The organism is Mesorhizobium sp. WSM4833, from assembly GCF_055811095.1.
The window spans coordinates 182,190-199,109 of the sequence record NZ_JBVVQG010000005.1; the positions used below are offsets into that span (position 1 = coordinate 182,190).

Here is a 16,920-nt window from a genome sequence, read left to right on the forward strand (position 1 = left end):
AAGCAAATCCAGGAAAAGTGCAGGGGTTTTCCGTCCGGAATTGCGTTAAATAAACAGTCTAGATCGGATGGAAGCACGATCATTCCGCCGCGGCGGCGACAGTGTCGTTGTGGAATTCTTCGCGATATGGCCGTGCGGTCGGCGGCAGCTCGCGCTTGAGGAAATAGTCCTCGTTGCGCAGCTGGCGCAGGAAGACCGGGATCATCTCGCGGTAGCCGGCCAGGATCGACGGTGTCGGTTCCGGCAGATCGTGCTTGATCAGTTCGTGCAGCCTCGGCAGCGCATGATAGGGCACCATCGGAAACATGTGATGCTCGACATGGTAGTTCATGTTCCAGTAGATGAAGCGGCTGATCGGGTTCATGTAGACGGTGCGGCTGTTCAGCCTGTGGTCGGTGACGTTGTCGGCGAGGCCACCATGCTGCAGCAGCCCGACCATGACATGGTGCCAGGCGCCGTAGAGCCTGGGCAGGCCGACCAGCATCAGCGGCAGGAACGAACCGGTGTAGAGCGCCAGCCCGACGGTGGCGGCATAGATCGCCGTCCAGATGCGGGCGACGCGGATCGCCTTGGGCTGTTCCTGTTCTGGAATGAAGGTCTTTTCGGCGGCGCTGACGGTGCCGGCGGCGTTGCGCAGCATATCGCTCATCGCATGCCAGGCGTCGAGCACGCCGACGAAGCCCAGCATGGCGCGAACCAGATCCGGCGGCCGCATCACCGAGATTTCCGGGTCGCGGCCGACGATGATGGTGTCGGTGTGGTGGCGCGTGTGGCTCCAGCGCCAGGTCACCGGATTGCGCATGATCATGAAGCAGGCGATCTGATAGACCGCATCGTTCATCCATTGCGTGCGGAAGGCGGTGCCGTGACCGCATTCGTGCCAGCGTGAATCCGTCGAGGAGCCGTAGAGGACGCCATAGACGAAGAAGAACGGCACGCACCACCATGTGCCCCAGAACCAGGCGCCGCCGGCCCCGCTGACGATCAGCGCGGCGAACCAGATCGCCGTATCGCGGATCGCCGGCCCGTCGGAGCGCTGCATCAGCTCTTTCATCTGCTTGCGCGGTACCTCGGTGTGATACCACTCGGCCGCCGACAGGCCGGTCTCGACGGCGAGCTTGGCGTCGCGGCCGATCAGGCTGTAGTCACGCCGGGACGGCGCAGTGGACATGATTGCCTCCCTCGGCAAAGGCATCCGCCAGAGCGAATGCCATGAAATCCCTTGGCTTCGGGCGTCAAAGTAACGCCGACTGATGATAGACTCAACATCATAAAGATAGTTTCTATCATTTCCCATCAGGATGATGTACGAAGGGCTCGAGCAAACCCGACGAGGCAAGCATGGTGAAGCGGCCGACAATATCCGATCTGGCGCGCATCTCGGGCGTCAGTGTCGCCACCGTCGACCGCGTGCTGAACAACCGGCTGCCGGTGCGCGAAGAGACAGCGCGCCGCGTCTACGAGACCGCTACCGACATCGGCTACCACGCCGCCGGCCTTATCAAGCAGCGCATGCGCCAGGAGTTGCCGGAGTACCGCCTGGGCTTCCTGCTGCTGCGGGGCAACGATGCCTTCTACGGTGACTTCGCGCGGGAACTCGAACTGGCCATCTCGCAATCGCAGCGCTTCCGCGGCGTTGCGAGCATCGATTTCGCCAGCTCCCTGGCTCCCGACGAGATCGCCTCCCAGATGCGCAGGCTGGCGGCGAAATCGAGGGCCATCGCCGTTGTCGGTCCGGACCATCCGACCCTGACAGCGGTCGTGGAAACCTTGAAGGCGAGAGGACAGCCGGTCTTTTCGGTGCTGTCCGACTTTGCCGCCGGCATCCGGGAGGGCTATATCGGCCTCGACAACCGCAAGGTCGGGCGCACCGCCGCATGGATGATCTCCAAGGCAGCCAAGCGGCCCGGCAAGGTCGCCCTCTTCGTCGGCAGCCACCGCTTCCACGGCCATGAGCTGCGCGAGATCGGCTTTCGCTCCTTCTTCCGCGAGCATGCGCCGGAGTTCAGCGTGCTTGAAACGCTGGTCAATCTGGAAGCCAACCAGGTGACCCATGACGCGATGATCGATCTTCTGGCGCGCTATCCGGATCTTGCCGGCTGCTACGTCGCCGGCGGTGGCATGGAAGGCGCGGTCTCGGCGCTGCGGGCAGCGAAGCCCGCGACCATGCCGGTGGTCGTCTGCAACGAGATCAACGCCGAGTCGCGCGCGGCGCTCGCCGACAACATCCTCACCATGGTGATCTCGACCCCGCTCGCTGCTTTATGCCGTGAGCTCGTCGACCTGATGGCGCATGCCATCGAAACCGGTGCCGCCAACGCTCCGGGCCAGACCTTTCTGCCCTTCGACATCTATCTGCCGGAAAACATCTAGCCAGCCGCCGCGCAAGGCGCCGAGGCAAATGATAGAATCCATCAGAGCGATGCGTAAATCGGCCCGCAGGCCGCGGAATCGCCCTTGACGCCCCGATGTGAAATGGAATAAATATTTCATCATCTGTATATTTTGGTTCTTTCGTTCCGGAATATCTGTTTCAAACAGAGGGTTTGACGTTCCAGCCAACGGCAAGCGTCACCCGGAATAGAAACGACATCAGGGAGAGATTCCCCGGGGAGATCGGGGATTCCGGATAAATCGGTGAAACCGGACACCAATATGTGGAGGAGAAACACAATGAAGAAATTGATTTTAGGCGTCGCCTTCGCGGCGCTGATGAGTTCATCCGCCCTGGCCGCCAAGGTTGGCGTGTCGATGGCCAAATTCGACGACAACTTCCTGACCGTGCTGCGCAACGGCATGATCGAGCAGGCCAAGGGCATGAGCGGCGTCGAGCTGCAGGTCGAGGACGCGCAGAACGACGTTGCCAAGCAGCTTGACCAGATCAAGAACTTCGCCGCTTCGGGCGTCGACGCCATCATCGTCAACCCGGTCGACACTTCGGCCACGCAGGCGATGTCGGATGCCGCCGCCGCAGCCAAGATCCCGCTGGTCTATGTCAACCGCGAGCCGGTCAATGTCGACACGCTGCCCGACAATCAGGCCTTCGTCGCCTCGAACGAAGCCGATTCCGGCACGCTCGAGACCAAGGAAGTCTGCCGCCTGTTCAAGGAAGCCGGCAAGAAGGAAGCCAATGTCTATGTGATCATGGGCGAGCTTTCCAACCAGGCCGCCGTGCAGCGCACCAAGGACATCGACGACGTGATCGCGACGCCGGATTGCAGCTTCATCAAGATCATCGACAAGCAGACGTCGAACTGGAACCGCGACGAGGCGCAGAACCTGATGACCAACTGGCTTTCGACCGGCAAGCCGTTCGATGGCGTCATCGCCAACAATGACGAAAGCGCCATCGGCGCCATCCAGGCGATGAAGGCCGGCAACATCGACATGAAGGCGGTTGTCGTCGGCGGCGTCGATGCCACCCAGGACGCGCTGGCGGCCATGCAGGCGGGCGACCTCGACGTAACCGTGTTCCAGGACGCGGCCGGCCAGGGCGCCGGCGCTCTCGATGCGGCGCTCAAGCTCTCCAAGGGCGAGAAGGTCGAGCACAAGGTCTACGTGCCCTTCCAGCTGGTGACGCCAGCCAACATCGACAAGTTCCTGAAGAAGAACTGAGCCGCCAGCGGTTCGATACGGAGCGGCGCTCTCGATCAAGACAGCGCCGCTCCCCTCTCTCCCTCAGCGCCGGCACGGCGCGAGGGCGACCGCGGCTGATGGAGGACAGAATACGTGGCACAGACATCTCATGGCGTCGGCGGCGTCGGTTATGATGCGAAGAAGCGCACATGGCCGGCCGAGTTCAATGTTTTTCTGGCACTGGTCATTCTCGTCGTCATCTTCGAACTGATCGGCCGCATCTTTCTCGGCGACAGCTTCCTGTTCAACACACGCAGCGATGTCGGCGGCATCTTCAACGAAGCGCGCCTGCAGATCATCATCCTGCAGGTGTCGATCGTCGGCATCATCGCCATCGGCGTGACACAGGTCATCATCACCGGCGGCATCGACCTGTCCTCGGGCTCGATCGTCGGCGCGACCGCCATGATCGCCATGAGCTTCGCCCAGGTGGCGACGGTCAACGGCAACCCCAATCCCAAGGCGATGTTCCTGGCGCAAGGCTGGACCGACCTGCCTGTCATCGTGCCGCTGCTGGTGGCGATCGCCTGCGGCCTCTTCGCCGGCCTGGTCAATGGCGCGCTGATCGCCTACACGCGCATTCCGCCGTTCATCGCCACGCTCGGCATGATGGTGACCGCGCGCGGCATCGCCAAATGGTGGTCCAAGGGCCAGCCGATCTCGTTTCCCACCGAGAGTTTCGCCAGCATCGGCAAAGGCCTGATGCCGGTCGTCATCTTCCTGTCGCTGGCCATCCTGTTCCAGCTGATCATGACCTATACGAGGTACGGCAAGCACTGTTACGCGATCGGCTCCAACGAGGACGCCGCGCGCATGTCCGGCATCAAGATCGCCAATCACAAGATCCTGGTCTACGTCATCGCCGGCATTCTCGCCGCGCTCGCCGCCGTGGTGCTGAGCTCCAAGAACCTGACCGCGCAGTCCGGCATGGGCGTGATGTACGAACTCGACGCCATCGCCATGGCGGTCATCGGCGGGGTCTCGCTGTCGGGCGGCCGCGGCTCGATCATCGGCACGGTGATCGGCTCGCTGATCTTCGGCGTCATCATCTCCGGCTTCACCTTCCTGCGCCTCGACGCCTACTACCAGGAGATGGTCAAGGGCGTGATCATCGTCGGTGCGGTGGTTCTCGACCAGTGGCGCCAACGCCTGCGGGCAATGAGGGCATGACCATGTCAGACATCGTCCTGAAGACCGAAAACCTGACCAAGCGCTATGGCGGCGTGCATGCGCTGGAAGGCGCGAACTTCGAGCTGCGCAAGGGCGAGCATGTCGCCATCATGGGCGACAACGGCGCCGGCAAATCGACCTTCGTGCGCCAGATCACCGGCGTCGAGCAGCGCACCAGCGGCCAGATCTGGTTCGACGGCAAGGAAGTGAACTTTGCCGGGCCGATCGAGGCCCGCACGGCGGGCATCGAGACCGTGTTCCAGAATCTGGCGCTGGCCGACGATCTCGACGTGCCGTCGAACCTGTTCCTCGGCCGCGAGAAGGTTTTGTTCAACCTCGGCCCGTTCTCGATCCTCGACCGCAAATACATGCGCAAGGCAACCGAGGCGGCATTGGTCCGCACGGCGGTGAAGATCCCCAATCTGTCCAACACCATCCGCCACATGTCAGGCGGTCAGCGCCAGTGCGTGGCGATCGCCCGGACCGCGACCTTCGCCTCCAAGCTGATCATCATGGACGAGCCTACCGCCGCCCTTGGCGTGCAGGAGACCGCCCAGGTCGAAAACATCGTGCGTACGCTGAAGGACAATGGCGAGCCGCTGATCCTGATCAGCCACAATATGCGCCAGGTGTTCGATCTCTGCGACCGTATCGTCGTGTTCCGGCGCGGCCGCATCGTCGCCAATCTGCGCAAGGAGAACACCGACGGAAACGATATCGTCTCCTACATCACCGGCGCCAAGACCGGGGAGGCGGAACTCGCGGCCTAAAACAGGATGGTCATCCTGTTTTCTGGCGCGCTCGAAAAATAGCCTTGCCACCTTTCCCCAAAAGCAAGGTGCGGACAACTCTCTCCAACCCATTCCCCCAGAGGAAATACCCATGACCGTTCGCTTCGCTCTCCTCGGTGCCGGCCGCATCGGCAAGGTCCACGCCCGTGCCGTCGGCTCCAATCCGCAGGCCAAACTGGTTGCGGTTGCCGATGCGTTCGAGAAGGCGGCCACCGAACTGGCCAGCGCCTATGGCGCGGAGGTGCGCAGCATCGAGGACATCGAGAAAGCCGGAGATATCGACGCCGTCATCATCTGCACGCCGACCGACACCCATGCCGATCTGATCGAGCGCTTCGCCAAGGCCGGCAAGGCGATCTTCTGCGAGAAGCCGATCGACCTCGACGTCAAGCGCGTCGAGAAATGCCTGGCCGTGGTCGAGAAGACCAAGGCGACGCTGATGGTCGGCTTCAACAGGCGCTTCGATCCGCACTTCGCCGCCGTGCGCAAGGCGATCGACGACGGCGCCATCGGCACCGTCGAGATGGTCACCATCACCTCGCGCGATCCCGGCGCGCCGCCGATCGACTACATCAAGCGTTCGGGCGGCATTTTTCGCGACATGACCATCCATGATTTCGACATGGCGCGCTTCCTGCTCGGCGAAGAGGTCGTGGCGGTCAGCGCCCATGCCTCGGTGCTGGTCGACAAGAAGATTGGTGATGCCGGCGATTTCGATAGCGTCAGTGTCATCCTCGAAACCGCTTCCGGCAAGCAGGCCGTCATCTCCAACTCGCGCCGCGCCACCTATGGCTACGACCAGCGCATCGAGGTGCACGGCTCGAAAGGCATGGTCGCGGCCGAGAACCAGCGCCCGGTGTCGATCGAGCTGGCCAACGAGAAGGGCTATACCCGCCCGCCGCTGCACGACTTCTTCATGACCCGCTATCTCGACGCCTATGCCAATGAGATCGCTGCTTTCATCGCCGCAGCGACGTTAGGCAAGAAGGCCGCGCCGAGCGGCGCGGACGGACTGGTGGCGCTGAAACTGGCCGACGCAGCGCTGAAATCAGCGACGACCGGCAAGACCGTCCGTCTCGAATAGGTGTGTTGATATTCGGCTGAGGCCGGCCTGCAAATGGTGGCTTCCTGCGCTTCCGGTGCTCACGTACCCAAAAGTACGCTCCGCTCCGGTTCTCGGAAACCACCATTTTCGACTCGGCCTGACCCGAATCTGAAACACACCTTGGGTTATCTGGTATTGAACACAGGAGCAGAGCGATGAGCGCATCAGCCGATCGCAATTCACAGACACGCGCCATCGTCACCGGCGGCGCGCAAGGCATTGGCTTTGCCGTCGCCGAAGCCTTGGCCGATGAAGGCTGCCGGGCACTGGCGCTCATCGGCCGCTCGCAGGAGAAGGGCGACAAGGCTGTCGCCCATTTCAAGAAAGCCGGCGTCGATGCCATTTTCATCAGCGCCGATGTGTCAAAAGTGGCGGACTGCAAGCGCGCGGTCGCCACCGCGATCTCGCATTTCGGCACCATCAACGCGCTGGTCAATGCTGCTGCAACATCGGCGCGCGGTTCGCTGGTCGAAACCTCCGAAGAGTTGTTCGATACGATTTTCGATACCAATGTGCGCGGCCCGTTCTTCCTGATGCAGGGCGTGGTGGCGCATCTCCTTGAGAAGAAGGCACCCGGCTCGATGGTCAACGTGCTGTCGATGTCGGCGCATACCGGCCAGTCGTTCCTGACGCCCTATTCGACCAGCAAGGGCGCGCTGATGACGCTGACCAAGAACGTGGCCAATGCCTATCGCTACAACCGCATCCGCTGCAATGCGGTGCTGCCCGGCTGGATGGACACGGAAGGTGAGGACATCGTGCAGAAGAAGTGGCACGACGCGCCGGACGACTGGCTGGCGAAGGCCGAAGCGACGCAGCCGATGGGCCAGTTGGTCAAGCCGGACCAGCTTGCCCGTCTGATCAGCTACATGGTCAGCCCGCAGTCCGGTGTCATGACCGGGTCGCTGGTCGACTACGATCAAAGCATTGCGGGGGCGTCACCGGAGTAACGCCGGCGAGTCTCAAACGCCCATCACTTCGTCATCCACGGGCGGAGCAAGGAGCGTAGCGACGCAGCGCAGACCCGAGGATCCATGCCGCGACTTCTGAGCGTTGCTGCGGTGCGGAATTCTGCTCCGCTGCACCATTCGGCCAAAGTCACGGAATGGATCCCAGGGTCTCCGCGACGGAGCTTTGCTCCTGCTCCGCCCAGGGATGACGAAGTTTGGGTGCTTCGGCCATCCCGAATTGTCTCCGCATCAGGGCACGTGACAAGTGCCTCCGCATCGACTATATGAGCCTCATGATCAACCTGACCGCCACATATTGGTACTTTAGGAGCTCGCTGGCGGCGGGAGGATTGCGCTCGATCTGAAGATTGCAGCAACAAGATCCGAACAGCCGCCATACCTGGCGGCTTTTTTGTTTTCAGCCGGCAGGTTTCCTCTAAATCAAAGAGGAGCATGATGTCGTCCGAAAACCGCTTCACACTTTTCGGCATCATGCTCTCGACAGGAGCAGAAAGCCGTGTTGACCACCACAGACGACCTCCGGGTCAAGGAAATCCGAGAACTGAGCACACCGGACGAGGTGATGCGGGAGATACCGCGCACTTTGACGGCGACGCGCACCGTCAGCGCATCGCGCAACGCAACCCATGCCATCTTGAACGGGACCGACGACCGGCTGCTCGTCATCGTCGGCCCGTGTTCGATCCACGATCCGGTCGCGGCCGTCGACTACGCCAGCCGTCTGGCGGCGCTGCGCGAGAGCCTGTCGGACCGGCTGGAGATCGTGATGCGGGTCTATTTCGAAAAGCCGCGCACGACGGTCGGCTGGAAAGGCCTCATCAACGATCCCGACCTCGACGGCAGCTTCAACATCGACAAGGGGCTGCGGATGGCACGCAATGTGCTGTCGGCCGTCAACAATCTCGGCCTGCCGGCGGCGACCGAATTCCTCGACATGACCACCCCGCAATACATTGCCGACCTCGTCGCCTGGGGCGCGATCGGCGCGCGCACGACCGAGAGCCAGATCCACCGCGAACTGGCCTCGGGCCTCTCCTGCCCGGTCGGCTTCAAGAACGGCACCGACGGCAATCTGCGCATAGCCGCCGAGGCGGTGAAATCCGCCGCGCAGCCGCATCATTTCATGGCGGTGACCAAGGGCGGGCGCAGCGGCATCGCCACGACCGCGGGCAATGAGGACTGCCACGTTATCCTGCGCGGCGGCGTTCAGCCGAACTATGACACGGCGAGCGTCGAAGCCGCCGCTGTGGAACTCGCCCGCATCGGCGTTGCGCCCCGTCTGATGATCGATGTCAACCACGCCAACTCGGCCAAGAAGCCCGAGAACCAGCCCAAGGTGGCGGCAGATGTCGCCGGCCAGGTCGCGGCAGGCGACGAGCGCATCATCGGCCTGATGATCGAGAGCAATCTCGTCGCCGGCCGGCAGGACGTGGTGCCGGGCAAGCCGCTGGTCTATGGCCAGAGCATCACCGATGGCTGCATCGACTGGGCGACCACCGAGACCGTGCTGCACGGTCTTGCCGGCGCCGTCGAGTGGCGCCGCTCGGCACGCCGCGCCATGATCGAGAACCGGCAGGGAGCTGCCTGACAGGGCATAGGGAAGTGGGCGGCGGTGACCGGGATTACGCCGCCCTTAATCCTTCCCATGCCGTGAACACCGATACGGCAAAGAGCAGCAGTCCGGCCGCCCGGCCGGCAAAAATGGTCGCCCGCGGATTGGCGATCAGAAGGTTGCGGCTGCGGCCGGCCGTGATAGCCAGCCCGCCATAGATCGCAGCCTGCGTCACCACGGTCAGCAGCCCCATGACCGTCGCCTGCATCCAGATCGGACCGTAGTCCGGTTTCAGGAACTGCGGGTAGACGGCAAGCACGAACAGGTATGCCTTCGGGTTGATCAGGCAGGTCACAAACCCCTGGCGAAACGCCTTCCATGCGGAACGGCTGCCGGCAGGCCCCTCCTGACCGACGATGATGGAACTGCGCATCAGCGTGATGCCTATGAAGGCCATGTAGGCGGCGCCGGCAAGCAGCAGCGGCTTGAACAGGATCGGCACGAAATGCATCAGCAGGCCGACGCCGATGGCGCCGTTCAGCGTGTGCACCATGCCGCCGACCATGATGCCGCCGGTCGCGGCAAGGCCTCGGTCGCGGCCGCCGGTCAGTGCATTGGCAAGCACGAAGAGCATGTCCATGCCCGGAACGGCGATGATGCCGAACAGCAGGATAAAGAAAAGCCAGAGATTTTCCGCATAGCCCATGTCAGTTGCCTGCCGCCTCGCTCCGCCAAACCGCAGCGGAACCTGTTGATTTTCAATTCGATAGGCGCTCCTATAGGTCAGCCCAACTGACGATGGTGTGTCAGTTGTGATGGAAACCGGGCGAAAAAAATGCGCAAGGCGTCGCGCCTGTTCGAGATCATCCAGATCCTGCGGCTGGCGCGGCAGCCGGTGACGGCGGCGACGATTGCCGAGCGGCTGGAAGTGACGGTGCGCTCGATCTATCGCGACATCGCAGCGCTGCAGGCGATGCGCGTGCCTATCGAAGGGGGCCGCGGCATCGGCTACATCCTGCGCCCCGGCTTCGACCTGCCGCCGCTGATGTTTTCGATCGAGGAGATGGAGGCGATCGTCCTGTCGCTGGCGCTGCTGGAGCGCACCGGCGACAGCGAGCTCAAGCAGGCGGCCAAGCGCGTCAGCGCCAAGATCGCCGGCGCGGTGCCGCCGCCCTTGCGCCAGGTATTCGACGCCAATGCGCTGCATGCGTGGGGGTTCGCCGCGCCTTCGACCGGCGCGATCGACCTTGCGCTGGTGCGACGCGCCATCCGCGACGAGGAAAAGCTCGACCTCTCCTATCGAGACGAAATGGGCCGCGCCTCCGAGCGCCTCATCCGCCCGATCGCGCTCATCTACTACGCCGAAACCGCCAACATCGTCGCCTGGTGCGAGCTGCGCCAGGCGATCCGCAATTTCCGCAGCGACCGGATCGCGGATTGCCAGGCGACCGGGTTACGCTTCAAGGGCGAAGGCGACCGCTTGCGGCAGGTCTGGGTGAATGGATGGGAGACGAACGTCGCTGCCACGGTCGTCTGAGCGGGCTTATATCACCGTACGTCCACCCAGCGCTTTTCCTCGAACGAGCGCGCCATCGCGTGCACCGTGCGCTCGATCTCCAGCCCTTCGGCAAACTCGATGAGCCGCGCCGGCTTGCCTTCAAGCCGCGTCAGCAATTCGTGGCACTCGATGATCTTGAGATCGTTGAAGCCGAGGCCATGGCCTGGCGCCGGCACGAAGAGGTCATAGGGCTTGTGGTGCGGCGCCACCAGGATGGTACGGTAGCCCTGTTCGGTCGGCCGGTCTGATGTGAGATAGAGCTGGAATTCGTTCGATCGTTCCTGGTCGAACAGGATCGACCCTTTAGAGCCGAAGATCTGCACGGCGATGCGGCCCTTGCGGCCCCAGGCCGAGCGGTTGACCAGCAGCGTGCCGGCAATGCCGTTTTCCAGATGCATCAGCACGCTGGCGATGTCGTAGGTCTCCACCGCGCGACGACCGCCGCTGGCCAGCTTGCGATCGGCATAGGGTTTGGCCATGTCGCAGATGACACTGGCGACGCGGCCGAACAGGGCTGAGACCAGAGACAGCGGATGCACGGCGAAATCGTCGAGCGCGCCATAGCCGGAAGCTGCTTCGTGCTTCCAGAAGAACAGCGCTTCGGGGTCGGCCATGAAGTCCTCGTCCATCTCGATGCGCAGATGGTTGACCTCGCCGATGATCTTCTCGTCGAGCAGCGCGCCGATGTGACGGATGGCCGGGCTCTGGATGTAGTTGTAGCCGAGCGCCGCGACCTTGCCGGACTTTTTCGCCGCAGCCGCCATCGCCTCGGCCTCGGCAAAGCTCGGCGCCATCGGCTTTTCGCACCACAGATGCTTGCCTGCCTGAAGAACCGCGATGGCCATTTCCGGATGGAACTGGTTGGGCGTGGTCAGCGAGACGATGTCGACTTCGGGATCGTTGACGACGGCGCGCCAGTCGCCCGACGCCTTGGCGAAACCGAACTCGCCCGCCTTGCGCCGGGCAAGCTCTTCATTGACCTCGCCGAGATGGACCAGCCGTGGCTTGGCCACGTCGGGAAAGACAGCGCTGACGGCACTCCATGCGATGGCGTGACACTTGCCCATGAAACCCGTACCGATGAGACCGACGCCGACCATTTTCCGTTTCTCCACTGCTTGAAGCGCTGCGTGGATGAATTAGTCCATTTTCTCCTGAAATGGAATGTCTGCCTCATTTTTTATGGTGTTCTTGCGCAGGCTCGCTATGATGAGGCACAGAGGACGCTTCACGCATGAGCCTGGACAGAGCGACGATGGACGAACGGGTACCTCGCGATTTCGAGACGCTGCGCACCACCATCCTGGAGCGGCGCGAAAGCCTGCCGAAGCGCATCGCCCAGATCGCTGCCCATGCGCTCGACAATCCCGACGATATCGCCTTCGGCACCGCCGCCAGCATCGCCGCTTCGGCGGGCGTGCAGCCTTCGACCCTGATCCGATTTGCCCAGCAGCTTGGCTTCGATGGTTTCACCAGCCTGCAGCAGGTGTTTCGCGAGCGGCTGCGCGAGCGCAACTCATCCTATGACGAAAGGCTGCAGGCGCTGCGCGTCAAGGCTGAGGGAGGCGCCGGCCACCGGGCGATCTTCGACGGCTTCGTCGCCGCCGCCTCGACCTCGCTCAACGATATCTCGCGCACGCTGGACGAAGCGCATCTGGAAGACGCTATTTCCCTGCTGGCAAAGGCGGAAACCATCTATGTGCTGGCCAAGCGGCGCTCCTATCCGGTGGCGTCCTACATCGCCTATGCACTGGGCAAGCTGAAGATCCGCAACCAGCTGATCGAATCGGCGGCCGGGCTGAATGCCGAGATGATCGGCTTCGCCACGCCGGCGGATGCCGTCATCGCCATCTCCTTCTCGCCCTACGCGCCCGCCACGATCGAGGAGGCGCGCAGCATTTCGGAACAGGGCGTGCCGATCGTCGCCATCACCGACAGCTCGTTTTCGCCGCTCGCCCAGTTCGCCAAGGTCTGGTTCGAGGTTGCCGAGGCCGATTTCGCCGGCTTCCGCTCACTGTCGGCGACAATGGCGCTGGCCATGGCACTGACCGTCGGCGTCGGCGAGAAGCGGCGCGATACGGGCCGCAAGCGCAAGGCCTGATCCACCGCCGAAAAGGTACTTTTCACCGAAGGAATGCTCATTCCATATTGACTATGGATTGGAATTATTATTTCATATTCCCGGCGCCACGCTGCCGCTCGCGCGTGTACCCCAACACAACAAGGCCGACGGGAGGTTCCAATGAGCGAAGCCGTGGACGCTGAATACGCGCCGCTCGACGTGATCACCATCGGTCGCGCTTCCGTCGACCTTTACGGCCAGCAGATCGGCTCGCGGCTGGAGGACATCACCTCCTTCGCCAAATCGGTCGGCGGCTGCCCGGCCAACATCTCGGTCGGCACCGCCAGGCTCGGCCTGCGCTCGGCGCTGCTCACCCGCGTCGGCGACGAGCAGATGGGCCGCTTCATCCGCGAGCAGCTGACGCGTGAAGGCGTCAATGTCGACGGGCTCAAGACCGACAAGGAACGGCTGACCGCGCTGGTGCTGCTGTCGGTCGAGGACGAAGGCGTCTCGCCGATGATCTTCTATCGCTCGGACTGCGCCGACATGGCGCTGGCGCCGGAAGACATCGATGAGGCCTTCATCGCCTCGGCGCGCTCGATCGTCGTCACCGGCACGCATTTTTCCAGGCCCAACAGCGATGCCGCGCAGCGCAAGGCGATCCGCATCATGAAGGCCAAGGGCGGCAAGGTGGTGTTCGACATCGACTACCGGCCGAACCTGTGGGGTCTCGCCGGCCATGCCGAAGGGTTCGAGCGCTATGTGAAATCGGACCGCGTCTCGGCCCAGCTGAAGACGGTGCTGCCCGACTGCGACCTCATCGTCGGCACCGAGGAAGAGATCATGATCGCGTCGGGCGCCGATGATTGCCTGAGCGCCTTGAAGACGATCCGCTCGCTGTCGTCCGCCACCATCGTCCTGAAGCGCGGCGCGATGGGCTGCATCGTCTATGACGGACCGATCAGCGACGATCTCGAGGACGGCGTCGTCGGCAAGGGGTTTCCGATCGAGATCTACAATGTGCTCGGCGCCGGCGACGCCTTCATGTCGGGCTTCCTGCGCGGCTGGCTGGGCGGCGAAGACCATGCGACGGCGGCGACCTGGGCCAATGCCTGCGGCGCCTTCGCCGTTTCGCGGCTGCTCTGCGCGCCGGAATATCCGACCTTCGAGGAGCTGCGGTTCTTCCTCAAGAACGGCAGCAGGCATCTCGCCTTGCGCAAGGACGAGGCGATCAACCACATCCATTGGGCAACGACGCGCCGGCGCGACATTCCCTCGATGATGGCGCTCGCCTGCGACCACCGTGTGCAGCTCGAGGATGTGGCGGGGAAGGCAGGTGCCGATCCCGCACGCATCCAGGATTTCAAGGTGCTGGCGGTCAAGGCGGCGGCGAAGGTTGCCGCCGGCCGCGACGGCTACGGCATGCTGATCGACGAGAAACACGGCCGCAAGGCGATGTTCGAATTCGCCAGGCATTCCTTCGCCTGGCTCGGGCGGCCGGTGGAGCTGCCGGGTTCGCGGCCGCTGCGCTTCGAATTCTCGCAGGACATCGGCTCGCAGCTCACCGAGTGGCCGGTCGACCATTGCATCAAATGCCTGTGCTTCTATCATCCCGACGATCCGGCCGCGCTCAAGGACGAACAGCAGCAGAAGTTGCGCGCGCTGTTCGAAGCCGCGCGGAAGGTAGGCAGGGAGCTTCTCATCGAGATCATTGCCGGCAAGCATGGCAAGCTCGACGACACGACGGTCCCACGCGCGCTGGAGGAACTCTATGCGCTCGGCATCAAGCCGGACTGGTGGAAGCTCGAGCCGCAGGCGTCGAGCGGCGCCTGGGCGAAGATCGAGGCCGTGATCCTGAAGCACGACCCCTGGTGCCGCGGCGTCGTGCTGCTGGGCCTGGAAGCGCCGCAGGACGAGCTGGAAGCGGCGTTCGCCGCCACCGCCAAGGCACCCATCGTCAAGGGCTTCGCCGTCGGCCGCACCATCTTCGTCCATGCGGCCGAACAATGGCTGGCCGGCAAGATGTCGGACGACGAGGCGATCGCCGACATGGCGCAGCGCTTCGAACAGTTGACGGATGCGTGGCTTGCCGCGCGCGGCCGCAAGGCGGCATAAGAAGGCGCGGAACAGGACTGCGGAGGAAAACATCATGAGCAAGACAATCCGCCTGACGATGGCGCAGGCGCTGACCCGCTTCCTGTCGCGCCAGATGACTGAGATCGACGGTAGCAAAGTCCCGATCTTCGGCGGCGTCTGGGCGATCTTCGGCCACGGCAATGTCGCCGGCATCGGCGAGGCGCTCTATCAGGTGCGCGACGAACTGCCGACCTTTCGCGCCCACAACGAACAGGCGATGGCGCATGCGGCAATCGCCTACGCCAAGGCCAATTTCCGCCGCCGCTTCATGGCCGCGACCTCTTCGATCGGCCCCGGCGCGCTCAACATGGTGACGGCGGCGGCGCTCGCCCATGTAAACAGGTTGCCCGTCCTGTTTTTGCCAGGCGATGTCTTCGCCAACCGCATCCCCGACCCGGTGCTGCAGCAGGCCGAGGATTTTTCCGACGGCACGGCGACGGTCAACGACTGCTTCCGTCCGGTTTCGCGCTATTTCGACCGCATCACCCGGCCGGAGCAGATCATTCCTGCGCTGAGCCGCGCCATGGCCGTGCTGACCGATCCGGCCGAATGCGGCCCGGTGACGCTGTCGCTCTGCCAGGACGTCCAGGCCGAGGCCTATGACTATCCCGAGAGTTTTTTCGCGGAGCGGGTCTGGCACCAGCGCCGGCCGCGCCCGGATCGCCAGGAACTGGCGGCCGCGGTCGCCGCGCTCAAGGGTGCAAAAAAGCCGTTGGTGATCGCCGGCGGTGGCGTCCTCTATTCGCAGGCGTCGGACGAACTGGCGAAATTCGCCGAGGGCGCCGGCATTCCTGTCTGCGAGACGCAAGGCGGCAAATCCTCGCTGCCGGACGACCACCCGCTCAACATGGCGGCGGTCGGCGTCACCGGCACTTCTGCCGCCAACCGGCTGGCTGAGGAAGCCGATGTCGTGCTGGCCATCGGCACGCGCCTGCAGGATTTCACCACCGGTTCGTGGGCGCTGTTCAAGAATTCGGGCAAGACCATCATCGGGCTCAACGTGCAGCCCTTCGATGCCGGCAAGCACCGCGCCCTGCCACTGGTGGCCGATGCGGCCGAGGGCCTGGGGGAACTCGGTGCTGCGCTGAAGGGTTGGGAGGCGCCGGCAAGCTGGACCGACAATGCGTCCTCCGGCAAGAAGGCCTGGGCGGTCGAGGCGGCCAAGGTGACGGCGTCGACCAATGCCGCCTATCCGTCCGATGCGCAGGTGATCGGCGCGGTGCAGCGCGCCATGGGCTCCGGTGTGACGCTGCTGAATGCCTCCGGCGGGTTGCCGGGCGAATTGCACAAGCTTTGGCAGGCGGGCGCGCCCGGCTCGTACCATGGCGAATACGGCTTCTCGACCATGGGCTATGAGATTGCCGGCGGGCTCGGCGCCAAGATGGCGAAGCCCGGCGAGGAGATCGTCGTCATGATCGGCGACGGCTCCTACCTGATGATGAATTCGGAGATCGCCACCTCGGTGATGCTCGGCCTCAAGCTGACCATCGTGCTGCTCGACAACCGCGGTTACGGCTGCATCAACCGGCTGCAGATGGCGACCGGCGGCGCCAACTTCAACAATCTGCTGAAGGACTCGCGCCACGAGGTTCTGCCCGACATCGACTTCGCCGCGCATGCGGCGAGCATGGGGGCGATTGCCGAGAAAGTGCCGTCGATCGCCGGGCTGGAAAACGCGCTGGCACAAGCCAGGAAGAATACGCGCACCACGGTGCTCGTCATCGACACCGACCCGCTGGTTTCCACCGATGCCGGCGGTCACTGGTGGGATGTGGCGGTGCCGGAAGTGTCAGTGCGGCCGCAGGTCAACGCGGCGCGCAAGGCGTATGACGAAAAGCGGCAGATGCAGACCATCGGCGATTGATAGAGGCGCCGAAGCTCCTCCTTCTCCCTGTCTCTACACGGGGAGAAGATGCCGGCAGGCAGATGAGGGGCGGCG

At 63.5% G+C, this 16,920-nt stretch carries 14 protein-coding genes; 11 read left to right on the top strand and 3 right to left on the bottom strand.

All coding sequences use genetic code 11. The features are described from left to right. Nucleotides 1–79 precede the first annotated feature (79 nt). Nucleotides 80–1,171, bottom strand: a complete 1,092-nt coding sequence (locus AC0L2D_RS11605) for a fatty acid desaturase family protein (protein WP_473541085.1) — start codon at nucleotides 1,169–1,171, stop codon at nucleotides 80–82. 170 nt (nucleotides 1,172–1,341) lie between these two features. Between AC0L2D_RS11605 and AC0L2D_RS11610 the strand changes: the two genes are divergently transcribed. The 7 genes from AC0L2D_RS11610 (at nucleotide 1,342) to AC0L2D_RS11640 (ending at nucleotide 9,261) form a co-directional block, all read left to right on the top strand. Continuing rightward, nucleotides 1,342–2,373, top strand: a complete 1,032-nt coding sequence (locus AC0L2D_RS11610; protein ID WP_027161043.1) for a LacI family DNA-binding transcriptional regulator — start codon at nucleotides 1,342–1,344, stop codon at nucleotides 2,371–2,373. Nucleotides 2,374–2,673: 300 nt separating this feature from the next. Then, complete coding sequence (locus tag AC0L2D_RS11615; protein WP_024502009.1) at nucleotides 2,674–3,615, top strand: sugar ABC transporter substrate-binding protein; 942 nt, start codon at nucleotides 2,674–2,676, stop codon at nucleotides 3,613–3,615. Between the two features lie 114 nt (nucleotides 3,616–3,729). Then, nucleotides 3,730–4,806: an ABC transporter permease gene (locus tag AC0L2D_RS11620; RefSeq protein ID WP_013528362.1), complete on the top strand. Its 1,077-nt coding sequence runs from the start codon at nucleotides 3,730–3,732 to the stop codon at nucleotides 4,804–4,806. Nucleotides 4,807–4,808: 2 nt separating this feature from the next. Next, nucleotides 4,809–5,576 carry an ATP-binding cassette domain-containing protein gene (locus AC0L2D_RS11625; RefSeq protein WP_023810655.1) on the top strand — a complete coding sequence of 256 codons (768 nt, stop codon included), beginning with the start codon at nucleotides 4,809–4,811 and terminating at the stop codon, nucleotides 5,574–5,576. A gap of 112 nt (nucleotides 5,577–5,688) precedes the next feature. Then, nucleotides 5,689–6,681, top strand: a complete 993-nt coding sequence (gene iolG / locus AC0L2D_RS11630) for an inositol 2-dehydrogenase (protein WP_473541086.1) — start codon at nucleotides 5,689–5,691, stop codon at nucleotides 6,679–6,681. Between the two features lie 176 nt (nucleotides 6,682–6,857). Next, nucleotides 6,858–7,652: an SDR family oxidoreductase gene (locus AC0L2D_RS11635; protein WP_473541087.1), complete on the top strand. Its 795-nt coding sequence runs from the start codon at nucleotides 6,858–6,860 to the stop codon at nucleotides 7,650–7,652. 517 nt (nucleotides 7,653–8,169) lie between these two features. Continuing rightward, nucleotides 8,170–9,261 (top strand): 3-deoxy-7-phosphoheptulonate synthase, encoded by a 1,092-nt coding sequence (locus AC0L2D_RS11640; RefSeq protein ID WP_473541088.1) that lies wholly within the window; start codon nucleotides 8,170–8,172, stop codon nucleotides 9,259–9,261. 34 nt (nucleotides 9,262–9,295) lie between these two features. Here AC0L2D_RS11640 and AC0L2D_RS11645 read toward each other — a convergent pair whose 3' ends face one another. Beyond that, complete coding sequence (locus tag AC0L2D_RS11645; RefSeq protein WP_027161048.1) at nucleotides 9,296–9,931, bottom strand: LysE family translocator; 636 nt, start codon at nucleotides 9,929–9,931, stop codon at nucleotides 9,296–9,298. A 129-nt stretch (nucleotides 9,932–10,060) separates the two neighbouring features. On the opposite strand from AC0L2D_RS11645, the gene AC0L2D_RS11650 reads away from it, so the two are divergent. Next, nucleotides 10,061–10,762: a helix-turn-helix transcriptional regulator gene (locus tag AC0L2D_RS11650; RefSeq protein WP_127370704.1), complete on the top strand. Its 702-nt coding sequence runs from the start codon at nucleotides 10,061–10,063 to the stop codon at nucleotides 10,760–10,762. A gap of 11 nt (nucleotides 10,763–10,773) precedes the next feature. Here the strand turns inward: AC0L2D_RS11650 and AC0L2D_RS11655 are convergent, their stop codons facing one another. Next, a complete protein-coding gene (locus tag AC0L2D_RS11655) occupies nucleotides 10,774–11,883 on the bottom strand; it encodes a Gfo/Idh/MocA family protein (RefSeq protein ID WP_127367483.1) in 1,110 nt (369 codons plus the stop codon). Nucleotides 11,884–12,038: 155 nt separating this feature from the next. On the opposite strand from AC0L2D_RS11655, the gene AC0L2D_RS11660 reads away from it, so the two are divergent. The 3 genes from AC0L2D_RS11660 to iolD all read left to right on the top strand — a co-directional run bounded on the left by AC0L2D_RS11660 (nucleotide 12,039) and on the right by iolD (nucleotide 16,845). After that, the gene (locus AC0L2D_RS11660) at nucleotides 12,039–12,884 is read left to right on the top strand and encodes a MurR/RpiR family transcriptional regulator (protein ID WP_024502014.1); all 846 of its coding nucleotides are present in this window, start codon (nucleotides 12,039–12,041) and stop codon (nucleotides 12,882–12,884) included. A gap of 141 nt (nucleotides 12,885–13,025) precedes the next feature. Continuing rightward, entirely contained in the window at nucleotides 13,026–14,960 is a 1,935-nt protein-coding gene (locus AC0L2D_RS11665) for a bifunctional 5-dehydro-2-deoxygluconokinase/5-dehydro-2-deoxyphosphogluconate aldolase (protein ID WP_473541089.1), read from the top strand. A gap of 34 nt (nucleotides 14,961–14,994) precedes the next feature. Beyond that, nucleotides 14,995–16,845 carry a 3D-(3,5/4)-trihydroxycyclohexane-1,2-dione acylhydrolase (decyclizing) gene (gene iolD / locus AC0L2D_RS11670; protein ID WP_064993025.1) on the top strand — a complete coding sequence of 617 codons (1,851 nt, stop codon included), beginning with the start codon at nucleotides 14,995–14,997 and terminating at the stop codon, nucleotides 16,843–16,845. Nucleotides 16,846–16,920: the final 75 nt, after the last annotated feature.